Source organism: Nonomuraea wenchangensis (assembly GCF_900111685.1).
Taxonomy (GTDB): Bacteria; Actinomycetota; Actinomycetes; order Streptosporangiales; family Streptosporangiaceae; genus Nonomuraea; species Nonomuraea wenchangensis.
Genome location: NZ_FOHX01000026.1, coordinates 54,542 through 80,022, shown reverse-complemented (window position 1 = coordinate 80,022; position 25,481 = coordinate 54,542). Strand labels below are relative to the sequence as shown.

Genomic DNA, 25,481 nt, shown 5'->3' with positions numbered 1-25,481 from the left:
GTCGTCCCGTGGATACGACTCGTGACCTGCTCATCGCCCTGGCCCGCCGCTACGCCTTCGCCGACCTCGGCGCGCTCGCGCCGGCGGCGGAGATCGCGGAGGTGTGCGAGTTCGGGCAGCGGCTGCTCTCCCTCGACGCGGAGGACTTCGCGGCCGAGGCCAGGGTGGTGCCCGCCGAGCTGAGGCGCCGGGCGCGGGCCTGCCACATGCCGCAGACGCCGCGCGAGCAGCCGAGGGGGGCGCTGGAGTCGCTGCGGCCGGCGTACGGGCTGCTGCTGGAGGCCATCGCGGTGCGGTGGCACCGGCGGGAGCTGAGCCCCATGATCGCCGCCGTGCACATCGCCAGCGAATACCTGCCGCTGCTGGCATTCGAGCCGCATCTCGGCCACGCCGGCGATCCGGCCCGCTGGCCCGCAGGGCTGAGCGCGCCGGGGAGCCGGTTCGGGGTGATCGGCGACCGGGAGTGCGACCACACCAAGTCCGAGCAGTCCGCCACCAACCGCACCCTGCGGGTGTCGGTGGAGCCGGCGGAGGGCTGGCGGGCCTACTTCGACCGGCAGCACAGCCAGGTCGCCGGGGCTCTGGCGGTGTGCGCGGCCACCTGCCGCAACCCCTGCACGTCGATGGACTGGATCGATCCCGAGCCCCGGGCCGACCTGCAACTGCGCGCCCGTACGGCGCTGGCCTTCGCCGAGACCCCGCTGGTGCGGCTGCGGCACGCCGCGCCCGTGGGGCACGGGTTCGGGGTGCCGTCGCCGGAGGAGGTGCTCGACGCCTGGGAGCGCAGCCGCCTCGCGCTGGACAAGAACGCCGTCGGCGCCGCGGCCTCCAAGGACGACGGGTTCCCGCTGCCGGGGCTGCCCTCCCTGTTCGCCGCCATCGCCGACGCCCCCATCGAGCCCTCCACGCTCCTGCGCGGCGTCAGCGAGCACGTCGTACGGCTGCTCGAACGGCACGAGGCCGCCTGACCCCCCGCTCGCGCCGCGTCAGCGGCGGGCGGTCGCCTGCTCGCCGAGGGCGTTGACGCCGTAGAGCAGGCCGCCGATGAGGTCGCCGGCGCTGAAGGCCGTCGCCATGGACATCGCGGTCAGCCGGCAGGCGGCGTCGGTGAGGCGAGGGCGGGCGCTCTCGCCGGTGACGATCTCGATGCCGCGCCCGCGCGGGTCCACCAGCACCACCACCGCGTGGGCGGCCTCCGCGCCGAGCGCGGCGTGCAGGCGTTCGGCGAAGTGCCGCCGGCCGCCGGCGGCGGGCTCGCCGAGGAAGAGGCCGAAGCGCAGCCCGCTCCGCCGTTCGGCGATGCGCAGGGCCTGGCGGAGGTCGTCGGCCTGGGCGCTGGTCAGTGCGCTCATCCCGGTGCTCCCATCGTCACCTCACCACCCGGCGGAGGCGCCGCCGACGTGCCGGCTCGGCTCCGCCGTCTCGGCCGCGGCCACCCAGTCGTTCTCGGGGACCTCCGCCCAGTGCGCCACCCGGTCGGCGAGGACGAGCCCCGACGTGCTCACGCCGCGCTCGCTGCGGGACGGCCCGCCGAGCCACACCGGCCCCGCCTCCGCGCGCCGCTGGGCGCCGCGACCAGGCACCATCACCAGCAGGCTGATCAGTACGAACAGCCCCAAGGACACCCCGAAGAGGTAAAGCAGGATCTCTGCCGCGCTGTTCACACCACGAACGTAGACCTCGTGCGCGAGTCCGGCCAGACCCGGGCGCGGGCGGGAGTTATGATCATGGGAGAGCCGTGCACATCTCTAGAGAAGAACATAGTTAATACCCCGAAAACGGGCGTGGAACACGATGAGCTGGGCCATAAAACTATGGACAGGGCAACACTAGGATTCGGCAAGATTTCCGGGCTACGGTGAGTCACGTGGACACCGACAACCAGCGAGAAGACGGTCACAACGCGTCACCGATCTGGGTGAGCGACCGGCCGGAGAGCGAGCAGACCGCCGCCTCGACGCCATCGGCGCCCACCTCCACGTACGCGCCCGTGCCACGCGCGTCCGTGCGCGATCTGCTGGCACAACCGCGTTTCCGCCGGCTGCGCACGCGCCTGCTGGTGGGCGTCGCCGCGGCGATCGTGGTGGGTTTCCTGGCGCAGGACTGGCGCATCGGCGTGACCGCGGGCGTGGTCGCGGCCATTCTGGAGGCGGCCTACCGGGCACGTTCCAACTCGTCCGTGCCCGCGTGGCGGCGCGCCTCCGTGGCGGAGCGGCGCACCGAGGCACAACTACGCAAGCTGGAACGCCTGGGCTACCGCACGTTGCACGCCCGCGCGATCCCCGACACCGAGCAGCAGATCGACCACCTCGTGGTCGGCCCGACCGGCGTCTACGCCGTCGACTCCGAGAAGTGGGACAAACGCCTTCCGGTCCGCGTGCAGATGGCCAAGAAGCTCTACCACGGGCCGTTCGACCAGAAGGAGCGGCTGACCCACGCCAAGTTCGAGGCGTCGAGGGCGAGCGAGCTGATCAGCGCGGCGTTCGGGCGCGAGGTGCCTGTCGTGCCCTCGCTCGCGATCTACGGGCCGCCCGTGCCGTGGAAGATCATGACGATCCGGGGCGTGGACGTCTACCAGGGCGACCGGGCCCGTAAGTGGATCACCAAGCGGGAGCGGGCGCTGACCGACGCCGAGATCGAGAAGATCTTCGAGATCGCCGGCAAGGTGCTGCCGCCCCGCTACGGCGAGGGCTGACGGACGACCGGTAGCGCCGCACGCCGCCTCATTCGGGCGGGCGTGCGGCGCTTTCGCGCGCTCTCCCGCCGGGTCGTCGCCTCGTCCGAGGCGTGGACGTTTGTCTCAGCAACCGGGCGGTGGCCGTACGATGTGAAGACTCGACAGCGATGGGAGAAGCGCGATGCCCGCCCTCAGGTCACGTACGGTCACCCACGGCAGGAACATGGTCGGTGCCCGGGCCCTGCTCCGGGCGACCGGCGTAGCCGGGAGCGATTTCGGCAAGCCGATCGTGGCCATTGCCAACAGCTTCACGCAGTTCGTCCCCGGTCACGTGCACCTGCGCGAGGTCGGCGACGTCGTCGCCGGCGCGGTGCGCGAGGCGGGCGCCATCCCCCGCGAGTTCAACACGATCGCGGTCGACGACGGCATCGCGATGGGCCACGGCGGCATGCTCTACTCGCTGCCGTCCCGCGAGCTGATCGCCGACGCGGTCGAATACATGGTCAACGCCCACTGCGCGGACGCGCTCATCTGCGTCTCCAACTGTGACAAGATCACGCCGGGCATGCTGCTCGCCGCCTTCCGGCTCAACATCCCGACGGTCTTCGTCTCCGGCGGCCCGATGGAGGCCGGCAAGACCCCGGGCCGCAAGCTCGACCTCATCGACCCGATGATCGCCTCCGCCGACGCGTCGGTCTCCGACGAGGAGCTGCTGGAGATGGAGGAGAGCGCCTGCCCGACCTGCGGCTCGTGCTCCGGCATGTTCACCGCCAACTCCATGAACTGCCTGACCGAGGCGATGGGCCTGGCGCTGCCCGGCAACGGCACCACCCTGGCCACGCACAAGGCGCGCAAGCAGCTCTTCGAGGACGCCGGCCGCGCGCTGGTCGAGATCACCCGCCGCTACTACGAGGAGGGCGACGAGTCGGTGCTGCCGCGCTCGATCGCCACCCGCGAGGCGTTCGAGAACGCCATGGCGCTCGACGTCGCCATGGGCGGCTCCACCAACACGATCCTGCACATCCTGGCCGCGGCCCGTGAGGCCGAGGTCGACTTCGGCCTCAAGGAGATCAACGAGATCTCGCTGCGGGTGCCGTGCCTGTGCAAGGTCGCCCCGGCGACCAGCAAATACCATGTCGAGGACGTCCACCGGGCCGGCGGCATCCCCGCCATCCTGGGCGAGCTCGACCGAGCCGGGCTGCTGCACCGCGACGTGCCCACGGTCAACGGCGGCACGCTGGCCGACCTGCTGGCCGGCTGGGACGTCAAGTCGCCCGCCGTCCGGCCGGAGGCCGTCGAGCTCTGGCACGCCGCGCCCGGCAACGTGCGCACGGTCAAGGCGTACTCCCAGGGCAACCGCTGGGACGACCTCGACCTCGACCGGGCCGAGGGCTGCATCCGCGACCTGGAGCACGCCTACACCGCCGACGGCGGCCTCGCGGTGCTCTACGGCAACATCTCGCGCGACGGCGCCGTGGTGAAGACCGCCGGGGTTGACGAGTCGATCTGGCGTTTCAGCGGCCCGGCGGTGGTGTTCGAGTCGCAGGAGGAGGCCGTCGAGGGCATCCTCGGCGGGCGGGTCAAGGAGGGCGACGTCGTCGTCATCCGCTACGAGGGCCCCAAGGGCGGTCCCGGCATGCAGGAGATGCTCTACCCGACCTCGTTCCTCAAGGGCAAGGGCCTCGGCAAGGCGTGCGCGCTGGTCACCGACGGCCGCTTCTCCGGCGGCACCTCGGGCCTGTCCATCGGCCACGCCTCCCCCGAGGCGGCCGAGGGCGGCACGATCGCGCTGGTCGAGGACGGCGACCTCATCGAGATCGACATCCCCGGCCGGTCGATGGAGCTGCGGGTCCCCGAGGCGGAGCTGGCGGCGCGGCGCGAGCGGCTGCTGGCCGACCTGGGCGGCTACCGGCCGCGCGAGCGCAACCGGCCGGTGAGCGTGGCGTTGCAGGCCTACGCCGCGATGACGACCTCCGCCTCGACGGGGGCCTCGCGGGACCTGTCACAACTGTCGAAGTAGCGCGGCTTCCCGGGGCGGCGGCGGCGGGGTTTCCCTCCGCCGCTCCGGCGCTTTCCGGCACCTGTCCTTCCGGACAGGTTTTCGAAAAATGTCGGTCGCGGTCCGTATTCTTTGGGTATGACGACAGTCGTGAAGCACGATACTCGCCCGCTGACGACCGCCGAGATCGCCGCCCTCGCACTCTCCCTCGCCCACCTCGGCGCGGGGCCCCAGGCCGTCACCGCCCGGCGCGGCCTGCAGCACGCGCTCCAGCACCTGGAGCTCGACGACGACGTCATCGCCGCCACGCTCACCACCCTGACCGAGCCGCTGCCCCTGGAGATCGCCTCCCGGGCCAGGCTGATGGCCGACGCCATCACCAGCCGGCTCATGATCCGCCTGCACTATCGCGACGCCGGGGGCAACGTCACCGTCCGCGACGTCGAGCCGGTGACCTGCCTGGTGCACCGCGAATACTGGTATCTCGTCGGCGTGTGCCGGATGCGCCGCGGGATCAGGGCCTTCCGGTTCGACCGCATCCTCGCGGTCGAGCCCACGCTCACGCCTGCGCGGCCGCATCTGGCCGACCGGTTCCTGCCGTTCCAGCGCCGCAAGCGGGTCAGGGCCGGAGCGGCGTAGGACTCCGGGGCGGCCGGCTCACCGCCGCCCCGGCCTGACACCCGGCGGGGTCAGGAGGAGCAGCAGCCCCCGCCGCAGCAGCCGCCGCCACCACCGCTGGGGCGGGGTGCGGCGGCGCCGCCGGTCATGGCGACGGTGGACAGCAGCTTGACCGTGTCCTCGTGGCCCTCGGGGCAGGCCGCCGGCGCGTCGGAGGCCGACATCGGGCGGGACACCTCGAACGTGGAGCCGCACGCGCGGCAGCGGAAGTCGTAACGGGGCATGGCCTAAGCGTAGGTGATGTGCGCGTAGTCGGACACGGGCTCGTACCCGATGGCCTGGTAGATGGCGTTGCTGGTGGGGTTGGCCAGGTCGGTGAAGAGCACGACCTCCTCGCCCCGCTCCGCGAGTGCGGCCTGGCTGACGTGGGCGGTGATCGCGGAGCCGTAGCCGCGACGGCGGCGCGAGGGCGGCGTGTAGACCGGCCCGACCCGGCAGACCCCGCCCGCCGCCTGCGACAGCGCCGCGAGGGCGACCGGCGCGCCGCCGTCCTCCCACACGAACAGCTCGCGCCTGGTCAGCCGCTGGGCCACTCGCTCGGCCGGGTCGCCCTCGCCGAGCCCGGCCTCCTCGCCGAACGCGTGGTACCAGCTCACCAGCAGCGGGAAGTCGGCGGGCGCGGCGAGCCTGCCCCGCCCCGGCACCTCGGGGACGCTCAGTGTGCCGAGCCGGTAGAGCCGCTCGGCGACGGTCCGCGCGGGCGGCCCCATCAGGCGGACGACCTCGTCGGTCAGCTCGACCCGGCCGACCATCGCGGGGATGCTCCTGCCGAGCGCCTCGACCAGGGGCGCGACCGCCTCCACCGGCATGACGGCGAGCCCGATCGGATAGGGCGGCGTACGGAAGGCCGCCCCGCGCACCTGCCCGTCCACCGTCCACCAGCCGAACCGCGGGTCCTTCGCCGGCGTGCCCGCGCGCAGGTCGGCCAGCACGGTCAGCGGGACGGTGTTGCCCACCGGGTCGCCGAGCAGGAAGGGCTCGGCGACCGCGGCGTACTCCTCGGGGTCCGAGGTGAAGGTCCACATGCCTGGCATGGTGCCAGGCACCGGCCTGCCCGGACAAAGCAGGCGGTCAGGCCGCCGCCTCCAGGTAGGGCGCCCATTGGGGGTCGCCGACGAGGGAGGCGCCGATCAGCCGCCAGTGTGCCCCGCGCGGCACCGCCGGGAGGACGCGGAGCGTCCACCCCAGCTCTTCCAGGTATTTGTCGGCCTTGCTGTGGTTGCAGGGGGTGCAGGACGCCACGCAGTTCTCCCACGTGTGCGTGCCGCCCCGCGAGCGCGGGATTACGTGGTCGATGGTCTCGGCCCGCTGGCCGCAGTAGGCGCAGCGGTAGTTGTCACGGCGCATGAGCGCCGCCCTGGTCAGGGGGATGCGCGACCGGTAGGGGATGCGGACATATCTGCGGAGCCTGATCACCGAGGGCACGTCGAGCGTGCAGCTGGCGGAGCGCAGCACGGCGCCCCTGCCGTCGCGGTGCACGACGTCGGCCTTCCCCCGGAGCACCAGCACGACGGCGCGGTGCAGGGAGAGGGTGGTGAGCGGCTCGTAAGTGGCGTTCAGCAGCAGGACCTGGCGCGTCATCGGGCCGCTCCCCGCTGCTTGCGTATGAGAGGGGACATGCCGTGGCATGTCCCGGCTATCGGCCCCTCCTGGGGCACTCGTGCTTCCGTCACGTGGACCTCCGCCGGACGGCCCAGCGGATGGTCACCACGGCACCGTCCTGTCAGCAAGTCTGGCGTTAGCCGCGCTGTCCCCGCCACCCCATAACCACTCACCGGACTGACCAAAGGGACGCACGGTACGTTTTATGCCCGCTTCACCTGCGTTTTACGCCTGCTCCGTGGCAGTAGGGTTCCCTGCATGACCCGAGAGCCGTACCCGACCGCGCGCCGCGAAGACATCATCGACGAACTGCACGGAACGCCCGTGCCGGACCCTTATCGATGGCTGGAGGATCCCGACAGTCCAGAGACGAAGGGGTGGCTGCTCGCGCAGGGCGAGCTGTTCAGCCGGAGCAGGGGCCCGCAACGGTTCAAGAGCCGCATCGCCGAGCTGCTGCGGTCCGGTTCGGTCGGCGTGCCCGCCTGGCGCGGCGAGCGCTACTTCTTCAGCCGCCGCACGCCCGACCAGGAGCACGCGGTCTACTACGTCGTCGAGGCCGACGGCACCGAGCGGGCGCTGATCGACCCGATGGCCATCGACCCGTCCGGGCTGACCACGCTCGACGCCGTCCAGCCCGACAAGGAAGGGCGACTGCTGGCCTACCAGCTCTCGGTGGGCGGCAACGAGGAGTCCGTCCTCTACATCATGGACGTGGCGACGGGTGTCCGGGTCGAGGGGCCGATCGACCGCTGCCGCTACTCCCCCGTCGCCTGGCTGCCCGGCGGCGAGGCGTTCTACTACGTACGCCGGCTGCCGAGCACCGAGGTGCCGGAGAACGAGAGCCAGTTCCACCGCCGCGTCTACCTGCACCGCGTCGGCACCTCCACGGAGGACGACGTCATGATCTTCGGCCAGGGGCTGAAGATGACCAACTACTACGGCGTCGGGGTCTCCCGCGACGGCCGCTGGCTGCAGGTCTCGGCGCACGAGGGCACCGCGCCGCGCAACGACCTCTGGGTGGCCGACCTGACGGCCTCCCCGGCAGACCGCCCCGACCTCAGGGTCGTCCAGGAGGGCGTGGACGCGCAGGTGGGGCTGGTCTTCGGCCGCGACGGCCGGCTGTACGTCCACACCGACCGCGACGCCTCCCGCGGCCGGGTGTGCGTCACCGACCCGGCCGAGCCCGGCTACGACACCTGGCGCGACCTGATCCCCGAGGACCCCGAGGCGGTGCTCAACGACTTCGCCATCCTCGACGACCTGGAGCGCCCGGTGCTGCTGGTGGGCTGGACCCGCCACGCGATCAGCGAGATCAGCCTGCACGACCTGGAGACCGGCGAGCGCCTCGGCGAGGTGCCCACGCCCGGCCTGGGCTCGATCGGCGGGATCGCCGAGCGCCCCGAGGGCGGCCACGAGGCCTGGTTCGGCTACACCGACAACACCACCCCGCCCACCATCCAGCGCTACGACGCCCGCACCGGCGAGACCACGCTGTGGGCGGCCTCGCCGGGCGCCGTCGAGGTGCCGGACGTACGCACCGAGCAGGTCGTCTACCGCTCCGCGGACGGCACCGACGTCCGGATGCTGGTCATCTCGCCGCCCGGCGAGGCGAGCGGCCCCCGCCCGACGATCCTCTACGGCTACGGCGGCTTCGGCATCTCCATGACCCCCGGCTACTCCGCCTCGATCCTCGCGTGGGTGGAGGCTGGCGGCGTCTACGCCATCGCCAACCTGCGCGGCGGCGGCGAGGAGGGCGAGCAGTGGCACCGCGACGGCATGCTGGCCAACAAGCAGAACGTCTTCGACGACTTCCACGCCGCGGCCGAGCACCTGATCGCCACCGGGGTGACCACGGCCGGTCAGCTCGGCATCTCCGGAGGCTCCAACGGCGGCCTGCTCGTGGGCGCGGCGCTCACCCAGCGGCCCGACCTGTACGCCGCCGTGGTCTGCTCGGCCCCGCTGCTCGACATGGTCAGGTACGAGCTGTTCGGCCTGGGCGCGACCTGGAACGTCGAGTACGGCTCCGCCGAGGACCCCGAGCAGTTCGGCTGGCTCTGGGGCTACTCGCCCTATCACCACGTCAAGGAGGGCGTCGCATACCCGGCGACGCTGTTCACCGTCTTCCAGTCCGACACCCGGGTGCACCCGCTGCACGCCTGGAAGATGTGCGCGGCGCTGCAGCACGCGACGGCCTCCGACCGGCCGGTGCTGCTGCGCAACGAGACCGAGGTGGGCCACGGCGCCCGCTCGGTCAGCCGCTCGGTCGACCTGTCGGCCGACACGCTGACCTTCCTCGCCGCCTACACCGGGCTCTAGAGTCGGGAGAGTGAGCGCGCTGGGGCTGGCCATGGTCGAGGCCGTCCCCAGCGCTGCCCTGCGCCCCTACGTCACCCGCCTGACCGCCTACCGCGAGCGCCCCGGCGCGCCGGTGACGCGGGCGGAGCCGGCGATGCCCGGGGCCGTGCTCATCCTCGCCTTCGGCACGCCGATGGAGGTGGACGGGCAGCGGCTCACGGCGTTCGCCGGCGGGCTCGGCGACCGGTTCACCGTCACCCGCACGGCGGGGCCGACGGAGGGCGTGCAGGTGTTCCTCACGCCGTTCGGCGCCCGGCGGCTGCACGGGCTGCCGATGCGTCATCTGACCAACCGGGTCCTGCCGGCCGGCGAGCTGCTGGGTCCGTGGGCGGAGGCCGCCGTGGAGCGGCTGGCCGCCACGCCGTCCTGGCGGGATCGGCTGGCGCTGGCCGACCGGCTGCTGCTGGCCCGGCTCCGGCAGGGGCCCGAGGTGGGTCCGGAGGTGCCGTGGGCGTGGGCGCGGCTGCTGGAGTCGGGCGGGCGGGTCCGCGCGCCCGAGCTCGCCGCCGCGCTCGGCTGGAGCCACCGGCACCTGGTGGCGCGGTTCCAGGACCAGGTGGGGCTGCCGCCGAAGACGGCGGCCCGGGTGATCAGGTTCGGGCGGGCGGCGCGGCTGCTGCGCTCGGGCGCGGCTCCGGCGCTGGTGGCCGCCGAGTGCGGCTTCTACGACCAGGCGCACCTCAACAGGGAGTTCCGGGCGCTCGGCGGCGTCACGCCCGGTCAGATTTCTCCAAGACCCCGGGGCGGCCGGGCGGCATCCTGAGCCCATGCGAACCGTGTACGCGCTCGCCCGCTACCAGGACTGCGGGGCGGCGCTCGACTTCCTGACGGAGGCGTTCGGATTCCGGGCGCACGAGGTGTCCAAGAACGACGAGGGCGTGGTCCACCACGCCGAGCTGCTGGTGGGCGACGACCTCGTCATGATCGGCCAGGGCCGGCCGGGCGGGCCGGGGATCTACGTCGCGGTGGACGACGTGGACGCCCACCACGACCGCGCGGTGGCGGCGGGGGCCCGGGTCACCATGGCGCTGGTGGACCAGCCGTACGGGTCCAGGGAGTACGGCTGCGCGGACCCCGAGGGCAACACCTGGTGGTTCGGGACCTACCGTCCCTGACCGGCAGGGCCCTGACCCCGCGCGGGTTCAGCGCGGGAACACCACCGTCTTGTGGCCGTCGAGCAGGACCCGCTGCTCGGCGTGCCACTTGACCGCCCGCGCCAGCGTCACGCACTCGACGTCGCGCCCGATGGCAACGAGGTCCTCGGGCGAGTGACTGTGGTTGACCCTGGCCACCTCCTGCTCGATGATCGGCCCCTCGTCGAGGTCGGAGGTGACGTAGTGGGCGGTGGCGCCGATCAGCTTGACGCCGCGGTCGTGCGCCTGGTGGTAGGGCTTGGCGCCCTTGAACGACGGCAGGAACGAGTGGTGGATGTTGATCGCCCGTCCGGCCAGCTTCTCGCAGAGGTCCTGGGAGAGCACCTGCATGTAGCGGGCGAGCACCACGAGGTCGACCTGGTAGTGCTCGACCAGGGCCAGCACCTCGGCCTCCTGCCTGGGCTTGGTCTCCGGGGTGACCGGCAGGTGGTGGTAGTCGATGCCGTGCGACTGGGTGAGCGGGCGCAAGTCGGGGTGGTTGGAGACGACGGCGGCCACGTCGATGTCGAGCGTCCTGGCCTTGACCCGGTAGAGCAGGTCGTTGAGGCAGTGGTCGAACTTGCTGACCATGATCAGCACGCGTGGCTTGCGCGCGACGTCCCGCACCGTGAACTCCATGGCGAAGTCGGGGGCGAGCGCGGCGAAGGCCGCCTTGATGTCGTCCTCGGCCGGCTCCCCGGCGAACTGCACGCGCATGAAGAAGCGCTCCGCCTCCCGGTCGCCGAACTGCTGGCTCTCGATGATGTTGCATCCGTGGCGGGCGAGCAGGCCGGAGACGGCGGCCACGACGCCGGGGCGGTCGGGGCAGGAGAGCGTCAGGATGTATTCGGCTGGGCTGGTCATGCGGTCACTCTCGCGCTTAGGGTCGTGGACGTGGATCGGGCGTCACGTCGAGCGTACCGGCGTGAGGAGTGTCGCCGGGGACACGCTGGGCGATCGAATATGGGGTAGTTATCCACCATTACGGACGATTTGGATAACACGGCCGGGTCCCGCCTCATCGTCCTGAGCCGACGGGGGTGGAGCACGTGCCTTTGGACGCCGTCGTCCTGGTCGTGGTCGCGGCGTTGTTCGCGATCGTGTCCGGGATCAACGACGGCGGCGCGCTGCTCGCCACCGGGCTCAAGCTGCCCACGGTGCGGCCGGCGGCCGGTGTCCTCGGGCTGATCGTCACGGTGGCGGCCGTGCCGCTGCTGTCCTACCAGGTGGCGCTGACGTTCGTGGACCGGCTGGCGCACTTCGACCAGCCCGGCGGGCGGATCGCGACGTCGGCGGCCGTGCTCGCGGCGCTCGGCGTGGTCGTCACGCTCAGCGTCAAGGGCCGCCCGACCAGCCTCACCCTCGCCGTCGTGGGCGGGCTCACCGGGGCGGGCCTCGGCTGGGGGCTGCCGGTGTCGGGGGCGACGGTGGCGCAGGTGCTCGCGTTCGGCGTCGCCGCCCCGATCGCGGGCGGGCTGCTGGCGTGGGTGATCATCCGGCTGCTCACGCTGGTCGTGGGCTCCCGGGGGCTCGGGCGGTGGCACCGGCTGGGCTACCTGCTGCAGACCGTCGCCTACGCCGCCAACGACGCCCAGAAGATGCTCGCCCTCTTCATGATCGCCATCGGCTTCCGTGGCGCGCCGGTCGCGTACACGTCGCTGGTGGCCGTGCTCTTCGGGGTCGGCGTCCTCTACGGACTGCCGAGGGCCGGCCGCACGCTGAGCCGGGAGATCATCGTCTCCAGGCCCGCGCACGGCGTGGCCGCCGAGCTGGCGTCGGGGCTGGCGGTCATCGGCTGCGCGGCCGTCGGGATGCCGGTGAGCATGACCCAGGCCATCGCGGGCGGCCTGATCGGCGCGGGCGTCGCGCGGGGCAGCAGCCGGGTGCGCTGGTACGCGGCGATCAAGATCGCGACGGCCTGGCTGCTGACCCTGCCGGCCAGCGCGCTGGCGGGATGGGTCCTGGCCCTGGCGGTGAAAGGACTGAGAGCGTTGTGAAGCGGCTGCGGAGGATCAGGGACCTCATCTCCGGGCGGATGGACGCCGGGGTGACCGAGGCGCTGCTCGGCCAGCTCGAGGCCACCAAGGAGGGCGCCTGGCTGGCCATGGCCATGATCGGCGGCGAGGTCGGGCGCACGGGGGCGCACGAGCGGATGCGCTCCATCGAGCACCTGGGCGACGAGGAGCGGGCCCGCCTCGTGGACGAGCTCCAGTCCGCCCTGGTGACGCCGATCGACAGGGAGGACCTGTTCCGGCTGTCGCGCTCGATCGACGACGTGCTGGACTCGCTGCGGGACTTCGTGCGCGAGTCCCATCTGTACCGGGTGCCGGAGCAGATCCGCTTCACGCCCATGCTGGACCAGGTCATCGTCGGCATCGACGCCCTTGAGCAGGCCGTACGCGACCTGGCCGCGAGCCCATCGGCGGTCGAGGTGGACGCGCTGGAGGCGAAGAAGGCGGGCGGGGCGATCCGGCGGATGTACCAGTACGAGATCTCGCGCATCTTCTCCGGCGACGAGCTGACCCCGGAGAAGATGAAGGAGCGGGAGCTGGTGCGGCGGCTGGAGATCGTCGGGGTGGCGATCGGCGAGGCGGCGGACGCCATCGCGGACGGCGCCATGAAGCGCTGACCGGCTCGCCTGCCAGCCTTGAATGAGAACATGGAGGTCATGGCGGGGCGAATGGGGCGGGCGGCCGCGGTGTGCGCCGTCCTCGGGGTGCTGTGGTGGGCCACCGTCCGCGTCGCCTGGCTCGGCGTGGGCTGCGAGGACTGGGGGTGCCTCGCGCCGTCCGTCGGCCTGCTCGTGGTGATCAGCCTGGCGCTGCTCGCCGGGTCCGTACGGGTGCTGGAGCGGGTGGACGTACGGCCCGCGCGGCGGGTGGCGCTGGTGGCCGCCGGGGCGCTGGTGGTGTTCCGGCTGGCCGGGGAGGCGCTGCCCTCGTGGACGTCGCGGTGGGCGGATCTGGCGGCGGCCGGGGCGGCGTTCGCGGTGGCGGGGGCCGTGGCGGCGTTCGTGACCGAGTCGCGGGTCCACCGGGGGTGGCGGGTGGCGGCGGCGCTGACGCTGGTCGCGCTGCCGCCGCTCGCCCTGGCGCTGGCCCTGGCCAGGTCACCGGTCTGAGAGCCCGTTGTCTGAGAGCCCGGTCAGGGCACCAGCAGGGTCTTGCCGACGACCGTCCTCGCCTCGATGGCCGCGTGGGCGGACGCCGCGGACTCCAGGGGGACGACCGCGCCGATCACCGGGCGGAGGCGACCGGCCGCGGCCTCGGCCAGCGCCGCCCTGGACAGCTCGCGCAGGTCCGTGTCCGGCCAGGCGACGGCCTTGACGCGCGGGTCGGGGGTGGTCATGGGGCCGCCGGCCATGCCGTACACGCTGATCCGGCCACCGTCCTTCAGCAGCCCCTGCGCCGCCGCGCCGACGTCGCCGCCCACGCCGTCGAAGACGAGGTCGAGCCCGCCGGTCGCGGCGCGCACCTCGGCGGTCCAGCCCGGCCGCGTGTAGTCCACGGTCAGCTCGGCACCCAGGCTCGCGGCCAGCTCACGCTTGGCGGCGGATCCCGCCGCCACCACGCGCGCCCCCGCGGCGCTCGCGAGCTGCACGAGCAGGCTGCCCACGCCGCCGCCCGCGGCCTCCACGAGCACCCACTCCCCCGGCGCCGGGGCGGCGGCGCTCACCAGGCCGAGCGCGGTGCGCCCGTCGGCCAGCAGCGCGACGGCGTGCTCGGGTGACAGCCCCTCGGGCACGGGGATGACGTCCGCGGCGCGGGCCACCGCCAGCTCCGCGTAGCCGCCCTGGCCGCCGAGGGTGGTGACGACGAGCGTGCCGGTCAGCGCCTGGTCCACGCCCTCCCCCACCGCGAGCACGGTGCCCGCCACCCCGTTGCCGAGGACGACGGGCAGCTCGGCCCGCCGGGGGCCCCGGTCGGCGCGCACCTGCGTCTCCACGAACGTCACGCCCGCCACCGCGACCCGCACCAGCACCTGCCCGGGCCCGGCGACCGGGTCCGGCACCTCCTCGGCGACCAGTTCCTCCGGCCCGCCGTACCGCCTCAGGACCACCGCGCGCATGTCCCAGCCTTTCCGTTATTCGGAGCGCTACGCTCCGAAATCTATATCGGAGCGCAGCGCTCCGCAATTCGGCTATCGTGGTCCCCATGTCCGGACGCGGCAGGCAGGCCGAGGCGGCGCGCAACGATCTGCGCCTGCTGCGGGCGGCCCACGAGGTGTTCACCACGCAGGGGTTCGACGCGCCGGTCTCGGCGATCGCCCGGCAGGCGGGCGTGGGCATGGGCAGCCTCTACCGCCGCTACCGCACCAAGGAGGAGCTGCTCCAGCGGCTGTGCCTCATCGCCATGGAACGCGTCGCCGAGGCCGCCGAGACGGCCCTGGCCGACGACGACCCCTGGTCCGGCCTGGAGGCGTACGTACGCGCCTGCGTGGACCTGCGCTCCGGCGCGCTCGCCCCCGTCGCGGGCACCATCGAGGTCACCCCCGAGATGTGGCGCGCCTCGCAGCGCGCCACCGAGCTGGCCGGCCGGCTCGTCGCGCGGGCGCACGCGGCCGGCGTGCTCAGGCAGGACGTGACCACCCTCGACCTCCCGCTGCTCATCGAGCAGTTCAGCCGCCCCGCGCCCGGCCCGCCCGACCCCGTGCACGAGCACGTCAGGCGGCGGCTGCTCGCCATCGCGCTCGACGGCCTGCGCGCCCCGGGCCGCACCCCGCTGCCCGGCGATCCACCGGGCGCCGAGTGGTACGAAGGCCGCTGGGGAGAGCGCCCCTAGGGTCTACGGTGGGGTGCGTGGCGTTCAACGACCTGCTCGACGACCTTGACCCAAGCGCCGCGGCCCAGGCCGCCGGGATCCGGCGCGGCTACGGCGGGCCGCCGCCCCGCACGGTGTCCGCGTGCGCCGGCTTCACCCGGCTGCGCTGCGCGTCGCTGCTGAAACCCCTCTACGCGTGGGTGGCCGCGGACCGCATCCCCGACCGGGAGCGCTGGCGCCGGCACGCCGAGCCCGCGGTCGTGGTCTCCTCCAACTCCGACACGCTCAACCTGTGGCTCGGCGTCGGGCCGGGCGTCATCCTCGACGACCTGCGCGAGCGCACCGGCGTGTCCTGGGCCCCGCCCAACGGCGACCCCTCGCGCTTCGGCTCGGTCGAGGTCGCCGCCGAGGAGGTCGCGACCGCGTACGCGGTGCTCGCCCAGTCCGCCGCGGCCGGCGACCCGGTGGCCGCCGAGGTGCTCGAATGGATGCGGCAGGTGGAGGGCGAGCAGACGTTCGGGATCCGGGAGGCGCTCGGCTCGGCCGAGGCGGCGATCAAGTGCGGCTGGTACGGCGCCCCCGACGAGACCTGCCTGCGCACCCACGCCGTCGCCCTGCTGCCGCGCGGCGGCACCCGGGTGAGCGTCGTCGTCGGCATGACCGCGCTGCCCTTCCCCGACCCCGCCGCCCGCGAGGACTACCGCAAGCGGGTGGGCAAGGGCCTGCCGGTGGAGCAGGTGCACGACCAGCTGTCCGGCGCGCTGCTGCGCGAGCTGATGGCGACGACGCTGACCGAGCTGGGCGGCGCGAAGCCCCGCCGGGCTACCGTCCCGGGTCGGTGAGGCGGCGGACGACCTCCGCCAGGCCCGGCGGCTCCAGCCCCAGGACGGGCAGCTCCTCGGCCCAGATGTATCCGAGGTACGCCTCCCGCTCCTCCTGCGTCAGCCCGTCCGGCCTGACCACCGGCCGGGCCCCGGCGAACCTGGCAAGGTAGAACGACTCGTCCTTGACGTAGCGGACGCCCAGCCAGAAGAAGTCGCGGGCCACCTCGACCCGCCGGTCGAGCACCGCCGAGCCGGGCAAACCGGTCTCCTCGGTCAGCTCGCGCCGGGCGGCGTCGAGGGCCGTCTCTCCCGGGTCGATGCCGCCCCCGGGCGGCTCCCACACGTCGGCGTGGGCGACGCGGTCGTACCAGTGCAGCAGCAGGACCCGGCCGTCGCCGTCGAGGCAGACGACGCGGGCGGCGGGGCGGGCGCTCACGTGCTCCATCCCACCGAGGCTAGCTACCCGGGAGCCGGCACGTGGTTGCGCAACCGCAGGTCGTCCGGGTAGGGCGAGAAGTAGGTCTGGTCGCGGACGTACTCGGCCGCCTCGCCCCGCGCGTGATGGCGCAGCAGCGTCGTCGGGACGCTCAGCGGCACCAGGCCGGCCCGGTACGACTCGATCACCTCGACCAGGTCGGCGCGCCGGGTCGGGTCGAGGGCGAGCATGCCCATGGCGTGCTGCAGCACGTTGACGTTCCTGCCCAGCGTGGCCTTGCTCGCCAGCGCCTCGCGGAAGATCGCGGCGTAGGCGGCGGCCACCTCCTCATGAGGCCGGACGCCCGCCTCGGCGACCACCCGCCCGGCCTGCCGGTAGCGGAGCGGGTCGTGGGCGAGGAGCTGCATCTTGTGCCGGGCGTGGAAGGCGACCAGGTCACGTGGCCGCCAGTCGCCGGCGAGCAGCGCCCGCAGCCGGGCGTGCGCGAACACCCGCTCCACGAAGCTCTCGCGCAGCAGCGCGTCGTGCAGGCGGCCCTCGTCCTCGACGGGCAGCAGCGGATGGGTCGCGATGATCGTCTCGGCGAACAGGCCCCGGTTGCGCCGGTCGGCCGGCATCCCGTCGGCGCGGTGGACGGGCACGCCGTGGATGCCGCAGGTGGGGCTCTTGGCCTTGAAGACGTACCCGTCGACGTCGAGCGTGGCGGCCCGCTCGGCGGCGAGCGCGCGCATCCGGTCGGTCAGGTCGGCGTGGGTGGTGCGGGTCATCAGCCGGGGGCCGTCGTCGGCTGCCTCCAGCCGCAGGGTCTCGCGGGGCGTGCCGAGGCCCGCCTCCATCTCGGGGCAGATGCGGACCCAGTCGACGTACGGGTCGAGCGCGTCGGTGAGGAAGCGGTCGCGGCTGTGGCCTCCGTTGTATCTGACCAGCTCGCCCAGCAGGCAGCTCGACACCGCCACCCGCGGTCGCGCGTCCGTCCTGCCCGTGATCATCTTTCCATCCAATCCCGTGCGGGCGAGCGCGGGCAACCAAGGCCGGGGAGATCAGTCGCAAGGCCGCCCGTACTGCTGCGAGGGCTCAGGAGAACGCGCCGGCGCGCCGCTCGTCGGCCTCGGCCTCGGCGGTACGGCCCAGGGCGCGCAGCGCGACCGCGCGGTTGCCGAACAGGTCGGGCTGGGGCTGGAGGTCGATGGCCCGGCTCAGGTCCTCGACCGCGCCTTCGAGGTCGCCGGTCGCGTACCGCAGCACTCCGCGGTTCCCCCACGCCGCCGCCAGGCCGGGCGCGGCCGACACGGCCTCGTCCAGCGCCGCCGCGGCCGTGGCGAACCGGCCCGCCGACGTCTCCAGCTGCCCCAGCACGGTCAGCAGGTGCGGGTTGCCCGGCGCGAGGGCTAGCCCGGCGGCCACGTCGGCCGCGGCCTCCTCGTCGCGGCCCCAGGCGGCCAGCAGCCCGGCCCGGTTGATGCGGGCGTCCAGGTGGCCGGGGTCGAGCTCGATGACCCGGGCGAGGTCGGCGAGCGCGCCCGCGGTGTCGCCGCGCGTCACGCGCAGCTCGGCCCGGTTGTAGTACGCCTCCGGCAGCGGCGGCCCGGCCCGCATGGCCCGCTCGTAGTCGGCCAGCGCCTCCTCGTGCTGCCCGAGCCTGAGCAGCAGGTTGCCGCGGTCCAGGTAGTGGTCGGGGAAGGCGGGGTCGAGGGCGATGGCGGCCCCGTAGTCGTCCAGGGCCTCCTTGTCGCGGCCGAGCGCGGCGAGGAGCTGGGCCCGGTTGGCCAGCAGCACCATGCGGTGCAGCGGATGCCGCTCCCCCAGCTCGCGGGCCAGCTCGATGGCCGACTCCACCAGCGCCAGCGCGGCCTCGGGCCGCTGCCTGCGCAGCTCGATCAGGGCCAGGCCGTTGCGGTCGAAGCCGAGCTTGAAGGCCCGTTCGGCGGGGTCGGGCAGGAGGGAGGAGACGGCGATGGCCAGGTTGATCCAGCGCTGGGCGCGGCCGAGGTCGCGGCGGGCGGGGTCGGGGTGGCGGGCGTCCAGCATGGCGGTGCCGTACGCCGCCGCCGCGTGCATCTTCGGGTCCTGGCTGACCTCGCGCACCCGGTCCCAGAGCGCCCGCGCCTCGGCGGTGCGGCCGAGCCCGCCGAGCGCGGTCGCGGTGCGCTGCGCGAAACGCCACCACGAGGCGCCGCCCGGCTCGGTTTTGGCGAGGCCGCGCTCCCCCAGCTCGGCGACGGTGTGCAGGAAGCCCTCGCGCATGGAGCGGTCCACGACGGCCCAGAGCGCGGCGGCGTCCCGCGTGTCGGGAGGGGGCTCCGGGCCGCCGGTGCAGAGGAGGAGGGTGAGCGTGCCGGGCGGTACGCGGCGGGCCAGGACGTCGAGCAGTTCGAGGTCGGTGGGGTCGGCCTCGGCGAGGTTGCACACGGCCAGCGCCCGTCCTGGCGGCACGGCGTCGCGGACGAACTCGGCGAGACCGTTGGCCAGCCGCAGCGTGCGGCGCGGCGCGGGCACGAGGATGCGCTCGTCGTCGCTCAGCCCGGCGTCGATCGTCACCCGCCGGGCCGGGACCAGCTCGGCGAGCTCGGGAGCCGCCGCCCGGATCTCGATGTCGTGGGCCGCCACCAGCTCCGCCGAGCGGTCGAGGGTCTCCGGCACCAGCCGGCGCAGCAGCGCCGCCGCCACGGTGTAGGGGCCGCGCGCCCGCCGGTGCGCGTCGATCATCGGCCTCAGCAGCCGCGCGGCCCGCCAGCTCTCGGGCGGTGGACCCTCGACCTTGAGGTGGGACCCGCCCTCGGTCACCCCTTGTGGATGACGCTGGAGGTCCCGGCCAGCCTCACGGGTCCAGGCTTGCGGACGACGATGCGTTTCATGACGTGCCTCTCCACTCGCGGGGGGTGATGCCCTATCAGTAGGGCAACCCCACGAATATCAAGGTTCGCGGTGAATAAGCCGGAGGGGCGGGGATAAGAAGTAGTTGCCTTTTGACTGGTTTCTCTAACCTATTTGGTGCCGAACCACCGGGGACTCGACTCCATGCGCCTGCGTTCGGATTCTTCCATCAGCTCGCACAGGCAGCGGCCCAGCAGCGTGACCGATCGGCAGCAGCCGGGGCCGGGGAGGCTCCTGGCGCGCACGATGAGGGTGGCGCGCTCGATGAGGCGTTCGAGGCTGGGCTCGCCACCGCCCTTGAGCGACCGGGTGTGCCAGGGGCAGGAGGCGGTGTCCACGCAGGCGCTCTTGGCGATGATCGGCGTCGGCCCGGCACAGGGGGGCGGTGACTCATCGCGCTTGACGCGGAGGTCGCTCAGCACCCTCGCGGCCCTGCGGGACAGGTCGAGCAGCTCGCGGCGGCCCGGCCCACGCCGCTTGTCCGGCGCGTCGGCCCGCTCCGGCGCGTCGGCCCGCTTGTCCGCTGTGGCGCGCGCGGGGACGGCGAGCAGCATCGCGGCCGCCATGAGCCCGCCGCCCACCACCATGCTCCAGCCGACCTGCTCGTGGAACCAGATCACCGCGATGAGGGCGACGAAGACGGGCTGCGACGACATGAGGACGGCGCTCGGGATGGCCGGCACGTGCGCCTGGCCGTACGAGCGGGCGAGGAACCCCAGCGCGCACGACACCACCGACAGGTGCGCCAGCAGCAGCCAGTCGGGCCCGCTCGACGGGAGCGTGATGCCGTCCCTGGCGCCGGCGACGCCCGTGGTCAGCCCGATGGTGGCGAGCTGGATCGCGGTCAGCGCGTACGGCTGGAAGACCCGATGCTTGGAGATCTGCCCGAGCATGAGCGTGTGGCCGGAGTAGAGCGCCGCCGCGGCGAGGGTGGCCGCGAGTGCGATCAGCGAGATCTCGTGCTCCTCGACCCCGCGCATCAGCGTGAACGCGGTCATCCCGGCGAGCGCGAAGACGACTCCGTACCAGATGCGGGTCTGCACCCGGGCCTTGTGGATCAGGAGCGCCAGGATGGGCGTGATCACCACGCTGCACCCCACGGCGAACCCCGACACCGCCGACGGCAGCCCGTGCAGCGCCACGGCCTGCGCGGTCTGCCCGACGCCGAACATGATGCCCAGGATCACTCCGTTGATCCACGTCTCGCGCGGCAGCCCCCGAAGGCAGCGCGGCCGGATCAGGAGGAGCGTCAGCGCAGCGAGCAGATAGCGCTCGGCGAGGAGGTCCTCGACCGGTAACCGATGGATGAGGTCCTTCATCAGCGGGAACGCCGACCCCCAAGCGGCGCTGACGAACAACAGAAGCACGGCTCCCAGGAGGGGTCGGGGAGCGGGCACGCCTGCCATGTCAGAAGCATCTCACTACTATTTGCAGCCACAGATGTACAGGCAGCGAGCCAGGCAGGTTCCTCTACCACTTGGAGTGAAGACACTCACCCGCGGGTTCGTACATCCCTACCTCGCCCGCACCGGAGGTCGCCTCATCTCCTCACTTATCCCGTTTCACGGAAATGGCGGGGTCCTGTCCGCAACAAGGCGAAAATTCGGGAGGATCGGCGGAGCGGTCACGCCGGACGAGGCCGGAGGGGGATGGCCTCAGGAGGGGGAAACGCGACCGGGCCGCGCTAGAGCGCGCCGGACGCCGCGTCGAGGACCGCGGGAGGCTCCAGGCGTTTCTCGCCGTAGACGACGGTCAGGTCGCCCACGCGTTCCCTGGACAGCTCTTGCCAACCCTGACGCCGGTAGAGGGACAGCGCCGCGCCCTGGTTGAGCGTGGTGTCTCCTCGGACGCGGCGGAACCCGAGCTCCGCCGCGCGCTGTTCGAGCGCGCGCAGCATGGCCGCGCCGAAGCCGCGCCGCTGGAACTCGGGATGGACGCGCAACCGGCAGACCTCGGCCGTGCCGGTGTCGACGGGTCTCAGCCCGCCCATCGCGATGACCCGCCCGCCGGTCTCCCCGACGAGGAAGTCACCTCCGCAGGCCAGGTAGAGCTCCTGGATGCGGGGGAAGTCGTCGTCGTAGTAGACGCCGTCGCCGGGGAACAGGCCCACCTGGGCGAGGCAGATCTGGTGGAGCGCGAGAATGGTGTCGAGATCGGACCAGCGATAGCGCCGAATCGTCAGCTTCACGCACCGCCCCCTTTCAGCTTCGCCCTCGGACGCCGCAGCGCGGCCCTGAACTCCTCCAGCCCGGGGGCGTGCGGGTCCTGGGCCACGATCGCCTGCTCCAGCGCCGTGGCCGGGCGCACGATGAAGTCGGTCAGATATTCGTTGCCCACCAGGTGGAGCGCCTTGGTCGCGACGGACACCGCCTCGGCGACGTCGCCGTCGATCAGCCGGCACTGCGCCTGGTCCAGCCGGATCAGCGTCTGGTCGAGTATGTGGTCCTCGTAGGCGCTGAGCGCCTGGTCGAGCACCACCTCGGCCTCCAGCGTCTGGCCGAGCTTGGTGAGCACGTCGCCTTGGTAGAAGTAGAGCTGCTTCTCGGTGTAGCCGAAGGCGAGGTCCTCCTTGTCCCCCTCCTGCATGTGGGTGAAGGCGTTCCTGGCCCGCGCGAGCGCCCGCTTGGCCTGGTCGACGATCTCCTTCTTGCTGTCGATGCCCGACATCATGGCGAGCGCCCTGGCCTCGACGACCGGGGCCATGGCCTGGGCCACGCACGGGGTGTTGCCGGCCAGGTCGCGGCTCTTCTTCGCGAGGTGGAGGGCCTCGCGGGCGTCGCCGAAGTAGAGGGGGACGAGGGACTCGCGGGCGCAGATCCAGGCCCGCAGCGCGCGGTCGCCGGTCTCGTCGGCCGCCACCCGCCCGGTGCGGAAGAACGCGCGGGCCAGGCGGTGGTCGCCGAGGTTGATGAGGATCATGCCGCTCAGCCCGGAGAGCTGGGCGGCCATCCGGCACAACCGCTCCGTCAGGTCGATGGGCTGGCGGCGGGACATCGCCGTGCGCACCGCGCTCAGCTCCAGCAGCACGTCGCACAGCAGCCGCAGCGGGGCCGTCGTGGTGTATTGGCGGCCGAAACTGACCGTCGCCTCCTCCCACTGGTCGAGCATCTGGGCGGAGACGGTGGCCGACACGAGCGTCTCGTCCATGCGGCGCCTGATGCCCTCGCACGCGCCGAGCACCGGGCCGTCGAGCTGCTCCGAGAGGTCCGTGTCGGTGTTGAGCAGGTTTAAGAGCGTGCGGCGGAGGATGTTCTCGTCCTCCTCGGTCTCCGGGTCGATCACCATCGGATGGAGCACCAGATCGCGCTCGGCCAGTGTCAGCGGCCGGGGGATGGGCTCGCCTCCCCCGGGGCCGAGCACGCGGTGGCCGTGCCCGCAGATGCACGGCGCGTCGAACCCGAGCGAGGAGGGCTCGACGCGGTAGACCGTGCAGAGGTAGTGGAGGTATTCGGGCCCGGGACGTTTGAGTCCGCTCTCGTACGCGGACAGCAGCGTCTCGCCGATGCCCGGCGCTGGTTTCTGATCTCGATCGAACAGAGCCCTGACCTGCTCGATCACGTCGGCCAGCGCGATGCCGTGTGCCAGGCGGTGCGCCTTGATCCGGCTCGTGCTGAACTGCGACGCGCATGCTTCGTGGATCTCGTCGGCGATCTGGGCGGACGTGCGCCCCGCGGCCAGGCCCTTGGCCCGGATGCGCCGCGCGATCTCCGTCTCCCTGTGCTGCCTGCCGGACATCCCGGCCCCTCTCACGCAAGTCTCGACCGGTCCGCAACTGATGACTGATCATAGTCATCAAGTCGCAGCGCGCCTACCCATGACTATGAAGCAACGGAGACTGGATGGAAACGCTCCGCGACAAGACTACGGTTAAGGATCGTCCTCCCTGGTGCTGTTTCTTACATCCCATGAGGGAGAAGCAACTCCCCGTAGCCGCGTTCGGCTCGTTGCGCCCGCCGCCGACTTGAGCCATCTTTGGCCCACCAGCAGCGATTCCTAGGGAGGACGAACGGTGGGGGACGACGACTACGAGCGGCTTGAGCGTCTGGTCAAGGAGCTCGGCGCCCGCGGGTTGCTCGCCCGAGTGATCCGGACCCAGGGCGGCCGGCAGTTCGTACGGGTGATCAACCCGAAGGCGACGAGCCTGACCGAGAACGTGACCTGCCGGTCGGCCACCGTATCCGACATGCCGGACTGGTGGTACTGCTGGTCCTGGGGCGAGCGGATGCACACGGCGGACGACCCGGCCGGTGCGGCGACGAAGGTCGCCCGAGTGCTCGCCGCCGTGGGCGAGTGATGACGGCGGTGATCCGGATGGAACGCGGCCATCACGGCTCACCGCGGCCACGGCGGCTCCTCGGAGCCGGCGGGGTGACCGGTGCGGAGGGCTCCGATCGACGGCGCCCTGGTCACTCCGCCGGTTCCCGCCCTCTCACAGGGCGGAAGATCTCGCGCGCACGGCTCGCACCCGTGCGCGCGGCCAAGCCACCCGTCCCACCGGGGCGGGTGTTCGGGGGATCCCTCCCGGAACCGGCGCTGGACATGCTTCCGGGTGCGTGTCCCGTTCCGAGCCGTCCGTCATCGGAGCGTGGGCTCTCTCCCTCCGCGGCCCAGAGAGCCCGCGTCCCCGTCTTCCCCGGCGTGATGTGACGGCGGGCGGTTCGGTCGGCGGTATTTTGGATCCGAACTAGATCAACTAGATCAAATCGATCCAAGCCGATCGAACCGCTTCCGGAGGGGGATCCACCCAGTGCTACTGCTGGTGACGCCGTCGCCACAGCCCTCGTCAACGTCCACGGTCCTGCCCGACCTGGACGAGCTCACGCACGGAGTGAGCACGGTCTGCCAGAACGACACGGTGCTCTGCTCTACGCTGGCGGGCGTGTTCGACAACGCGCCCTGGGCGCCGCTGGTGGCGACCGCCATCACGATCGTGCTGATCGTGGTGTTCGCGTTCGTGATCCGCAACATCGCCCATCGGGTGATCACCCGGGTGGTCAACCGGGCGGCCGCGGGCGGCTCGATCACCAGCAGGTTCCGCAAGGGCGCGGCTCCCGACGGCCTCGACGTGCTGCTGCACGAGCGGCGCAAGCAGCGGGCCGAGACCATGGGCTCGGTGCTGAGGTACATCGCCTCGATCGTCATCCTGGGCACCGCCGTGCTGACCGTGCTCGACCGGCTGACCATCCCCATCGCGCCCGTGCTGACCAGCGTCGGCATCCTCGGCGTGGCCATCGGCTTCGGCGCCCAGGAGCTGGTGAAGGACTTCATCGCGGGCCTGTTCATGCTGATGGAGGACCAGTACGGCGTCGGCGACGTGATCGACGCGGGCGCCGCCGTCGGCACGGTCGAGGCCGTGACGCTGCGGGTGACCCGCCTGCGCGACTCCGACGGCCGCGTCTGGTACGTACGCAACGGCACGATCACCCGCGTCGGCAACGAGTCGCAGGGCTGGTCGCGCGCCTTCGTGGACGTCCCGGTCGCCTACGACGCCGACATCGTCGCCGTGAAGGTGCTGCTGGAGCACACCGCCGAGGAGATGTGGGCCGATTCCGAGCTGCGCGAGAGCAAGATCGTCGAGCAGCCCCAGGTCTACGGCGTGGAGCAGCTCTCCAACAGCTCCATGGTGTTCCGCGTCACGGTCAAGACCCTGCCGTCCGCGCAGGCCGAGGTGGCGCGGGAGCTCCGGCTCCGGGTCAAGACGGCCATGGACACCGCGGGCATTCCCATGGTCGCGATTGCCTAAGCTAATGCTGTGACTGAGACCTCCTTCTACGATGCCGTAGGCGGCGAGGAGACCTTCCGGCGCCTCGTCCACCGTTTCTACGAGGGGGTCGCCGACGACCCGGTCCTGCGGCCGCTCTACCCGGAGCCCGACCTGACGGGCGCCGAGGAGCGGCTGCGGGGCTTCCTCGTCCAATACTGGGGCGGCCCCAAGACCTACAGCGAGCAGCGCGGGCACCCCCGGCTGCGGATGCGGCACATGCCGTTCGTGATCGGCGAGCCCGAGCGGGACGCCTGGCTGCGGCACATGCGGGACGCCGTCGACTCGCTCGACCTGCCGGAGGAGCAGGAGACCCGGCTCTGGGACTATCTGGTCTACGCCGCCCACAGCTTGGTGAATGCTCCCGCCTGACTGGGCAGAG

The 25,481-nt window shown here is 72.5% G+C and carries 28 protein-coding genes; 15 read left to right on the top strand and 13 right to left on the bottom strand.

All coding sequences use genetic code 11. The annotated features are described in order from the left end of the window. The first annotated feature begins 8 nt into the window (after nt 1-8). On the top strand, nt 9-968 hold the full coding sequence (locus BMW85_RS45285) for a hypothetical protein (protein WP_091093902.1): 960 nt from the start codon (nt 9-11) through the stop codon (nt 966-968). 18 nt (nt 969-986) lie between these two features. Here the strand turns inward: BMW85_RS45285 and BMW85_RS45280 are convergent, their stop codons facing one another. Both BMW85_RS45280 and BMW85_RS45275 read right to left on the bottom strand, forming a co-directional pair. Beyond that, nucleotides 987-1,352: a DUF5130 family protein gene (locus BMW85_RS45280; protein ID WP_091093900.1), complete on the bottom strand. Its 366-nt coding sequence runs from the start codon at nt 1,350-1,352 to the stop codon at nt 987-989. A gap of 21 nt (nt 1,353-1,373) precedes the next feature. Further along, nucleotides 1,374-1,664, bottom strand: a complete 291-nt coding sequence (locus tag BMW85_RS45275) for a hypothetical protein (protein ID WP_091093898.1) — start codon at nt 1,662-1,664, stop codon at nt 1,374-1,376. 203 nt (nt 1,665-1,867) lie between these two features. On the opposite strand from BMW85_RS45275, the gene BMW85_RS45270 reads away from it, so the two are divergent. The 3 genes from BMW85_RS45270 to BMW85_RS45260 all read left to right on the top strand — a co-directional run bounded on the left by BMW85_RS45270 (nt 1,868) and on the right by BMW85_RS45260 (nt 5,315). Then, nucleotides 1,868-2,695, top strand: a complete 828-nt coding sequence (locus BMW85_RS45270; protein ID WP_091093896.1) for a nuclease-related domain-containing protein — start codon at nt 1,868-1,870, stop codon at nt 2,693-2,695. A 163-nt stretch (nt 2,696-2,858) separates the two neighbouring features. Next, nucleotides 2,859-4,697, top strand: coding sequence for a dihydroxy-acid dehydratase (gene ilvD, locus BMW85_RS45265; RefSeq protein WP_091093895.1), 1,839 nt, complete (start codon nt 2,859-2,861; stop codon nt 4,695-4,697). Between the two features lie 129 nt (nt 4,698-4,826). Continuing rightward, complete coding sequence (locus BMW85_RS45260) at nt 4,827-5,315, top strand: WYL domain-containing protein (RefSeq protein WP_091093893.1); 489 nt, start codon at nt 4,827-4,829, stop codon at nt 5,313-5,315. Nucleotides 5,316-5,365: 50 nt separating this feature from the next. Here the strand turns inward: BMW85_RS45260 and BMW85_RS45255 are convergent, their stop codons facing one another. From BMW85_RS45255 to BMW85_RS45245, 3 genes are read right to left on the bottom strand one after another with little or no spacing between them, the layout of a single operon-like run. Further along, nucleotides 5,366-5,578, bottom strand: coding sequence for an FmdB family zinc ribbon protein (locus BMW85_RS45255; protein WP_091093892.1), 213 nt, complete (start codon nt 5,576-5,578; stop codon nt 5,366-5,368). Between the two features lie 3 nt (nt 5,579-5,581). After that, on the bottom strand, nt 5,582-6,379 hold the full coding sequence (locus BMW85_RS45250; protein ID WP_091093890.1) for a GNAT family N-acetyltransferase: 798 nt from the start codon (nt 6,377-6,379) through the stop codon (nt 5,582-5,584). Between the two features lie 46 nt (nt 6,380-6,425). After that, nucleotides 6,426-6,935, bottom strand: a complete 510-nt coding sequence (locus tag BMW85_RS45245) for an HNH endonuclease (protein ID WP_091093888.1) — start codon at nt 6,933-6,935, stop codon at nt 6,426-6,428. A gap of 279 nt (nt 6,936-7,214) precedes the next feature. On the opposite strand from BMW85_RS45245, the gene BMW85_RS45240 reads away from it, so the two are divergent. Genes BMW85_RS45240 through BMW85_RS45230 form a run of 3 tightly spaced genes read left to right on the top strand, consistent with a single transcriptional unit; the run spans nt 7,215 to nt 10,426 of the window. Further along, nucleotides 7,215-9,272, top strand: coding sequence for a prolyl oligopeptidase family serine peptidase (locus BMW85_RS45240; RefSeq protein ID WP_091093887.1), 2,058 nt, complete (start codon nt 7,215-7,217; stop codon nt 9,270-9,272). 10 nt (nt 9,273-9,282) lie between these two features. After that, nucleotides 9,283-10,074 carry a helix-turn-helix domain-containing protein gene (locus tag BMW85_RS45235; RefSeq protein WP_091093886.1) on the top strand — a complete coding sequence of 264 codons (792 nt, stop codon included), beginning with the start codon at nt 9,283-9,285 and terminating at the stop codon, nt 10,072-10,074. Nucleotides 10,075-10,078: 4 nt separating this feature from the next. Beyond that, entirely contained in the window at nt 10,079-10,426 is a 348-nt protein-coding gene (locus BMW85_RS45230; protein ID WP_091093883.1) for a VOC family protein, read from the top strand. Nucleotides 10,427-10,453: 27 nt separating this feature from the next. On the opposite strand, the gene purU is transcribed toward BMW85_RS45230, so the two are convergent. Next, a complete protein-coding gene (purU, locus tag BMW85_RS45225; protein WP_091093872.1) occupies nt 10,454-11,308 on the bottom strand; it encodes a formyltetrahydrofolate deformylase in 855 nt (284 codons plus the stop codon). A gap of 185 nt (nt 11,309-11,493) precedes the next feature. Between purU and BMW85_RS45220 the strand changes: the two genes are divergently transcribed. Genes BMW85_RS45220 through BMW85_RS50120 form a run of 3 tightly spaced genes read left to right on the top strand, consistent with a single transcriptional unit; the run spans nt 11,494 to nt 13,565 of the window. Then, nucleotides 11,494-12,441, top strand: a complete 948-nt coding sequence (locus BMW85_RS45220) for an inorganic phosphate transporter (RefSeq protein WP_245775468.1) — start codon at nt 11,494-11,496, stop codon at nt 12,439-12,441. Then, nucleotides 12,438-13,073: a DUF47 domain-containing protein gene (locus BMW85_RS45215; RefSeq protein WP_091093869.1), complete on the top strand. Its 636-nt coding sequence runs from the start codon at nt 12,438-12,440 to the stop codon at nt 13,071-13,073. Before BMW85_RS45220 ends, BMW85_RS45215 begins: the two co-directional genes overlap by 4 nt. 39 nt (nt 13,074-13,112) lie before the next feature. Further along, nucleotides 13,113-13,565, top strand: a complete 453-nt coding sequence (locus BMW85_RS50120; RefSeq protein WP_177241216.1) for a hypothetical protein — start codon at nt 13,113-13,115, stop codon at nt 13,563-13,565. Between the two features lie 23 nt (nt 13,566-13,588). Here BMW85_RS50120 and BMW85_RS45205 read toward each other — a convergent pair whose 3' ends face one another. Further along, nucleotides 13,589-14,512, bottom strand: coding sequence for a zinc-binding dehydrogenase (locus BMW85_RS45205; protein ID WP_091093865.1), 924 nt, complete (start codon nt 14,510-14,512; stop codon nt 13,589-13,591). 86 nt (nt 14,513-14,598) lie between these two features. Between BMW85_RS45205 and BMW85_RS45200 the strand changes: the two genes are divergently transcribed. Next, nucleotides 14,599-15,225, top strand: a complete 627-nt coding sequence (locus BMW85_RS45200) for a TetR/AcrR family transcriptional regulator (protein ID WP_177241215.1) — start codon at nt 14,599-14,601, stop codon at nt 15,223-15,225. Between the two features lie 17 nt (nt 15,226-15,242). After that, nucleotides 15,243-16,046 (top strand): hypothetical protein, encoded by an 804-nt coding sequence (locus BMW85_RS45195; RefSeq protein WP_091093863.1) that lies wholly within the window; start codon nt 15,243-15,245, stop codon nt 16,044-16,046. On the opposite strand, the gene BMW85_RS45190 is transcribed toward BMW85_RS45195, so the two are convergent. From BMW85_RS45190 to BMW85_RS45165, 6 genes are all read right to left on the bottom strand, one after another. Then, entirely contained in the window at nt 16,027-16,473 is a 447-nt protein-coding gene (locus tag BMW85_RS45190) for an NUDIX domain-containing protein (RefSeq protein WP_091093862.1), read from the bottom strand. The two genes, BMW85_RS45195 and BMW85_RS45190, sit on opposite strands and share 20 nt — an antisense overlap. Nucleotides 16,474-16,487: 14 nt before the next feature. Continuing rightward, on the bottom strand, nt 16,488-17,453 hold the full coding sequence (locus tag BMW85_RS45185; RefSeq protein WP_091093860.1) for a YbgA family protein: 966 nt from the start codon (nt 17,451-17,453) through the stop codon (nt 16,488-16,490). Between the two features lie 85 nt (nt 17,454-17,538). Continuing rightward, nucleotides 17,539-19,248 (bottom strand): tetratricopeptide repeat protein, encoded by a 1,710-nt coding sequence (locus tag BMW85_RS45180; RefSeq protein ID WP_245775467.1) that lies wholly within the window; start codon nt 19,246-19,248, stop codon nt 17,539-17,541. A 200-nt stretch (nt 19,249-19,448) separates the two neighbouring features. Beyond that, a complete protein-coding gene (locus BMW85_RS45175) occupies nt 19,449-20,705 on the bottom strand; it encodes a DMT family transporter (protein WP_177241214.1) in 1,257 nt (418 codons plus the stop codon). Nucleotides 20,706-21,022: 317 nt separating this feature from the next. After that, entirely contained in the window at nt 21,023-21,526 is a 504-nt protein-coding gene (locus tag BMW85_RS45170) for a GNAT family N-acetyltransferase (RefSeq protein ID WP_091093857.1), read from the bottom strand. Beyond that, a complete protein-coding gene (locus BMW85_RS45165) occupies nt 21,523-23,073 on the bottom strand; it encodes an NsdA family TPR-like regulatory protein (RefSeq protein ID WP_091093855.1) in 1,551 nt (516 codons plus the stop codon). Before BMW85_RS45165 ends, BMW85_RS45170 begins: the two co-directional genes overlap by 4 nt. Nucleotides 23,074-23,347: 274 nt before the next feature. On the opposite strand from BMW85_RS45165, the gene BMW85_RS45160 reads away from it, so the two are divergent. The 3 genes from BMW85_RS45160 (at nt 23,348) to BMW85_RS45150 (ending at nt 25,471) form a co-directional block, all read left to right on the top strand. Next, the gene (locus BMW85_RS45160; RefSeq protein WP_091093854.1) at nt 23,348-23,632 is read left to right on the top strand and encodes a hypothetical protein; all 285 of its coding nucleotides are present in this window, start codon (nt 23,348-23,350) and stop codon (nt 23,630-23,632) included. A gap of 453 nt (nt 23,633-24,085) precedes the next feature. After that, nucleotides 24,086-25,081: a mechanosensitive ion channel family protein gene (locus BMW85_RS45155; protein WP_091093853.1), complete on the top strand. Its 996-nt coding sequence runs from the start codon at nt 24,086-24,088 to the stop codon at nt 25,079-25,081. A gap of 9 nt (nt 25,082-25,090) precedes the next feature. After that, nucleotides 25,091-25,471 carry a globin gene (locus BMW85_RS45150; protein ID WP_091093851.1) on the top strand — a complete coding sequence of 127 codons (381 nt, stop codon included), beginning with the start codon at nt 25,091-25,093 and terminating at the stop codon, nt 25,469-25,471. The last annotated feature ends 10 nt before the right edge of the window (nt 25,472-25,481 follow it).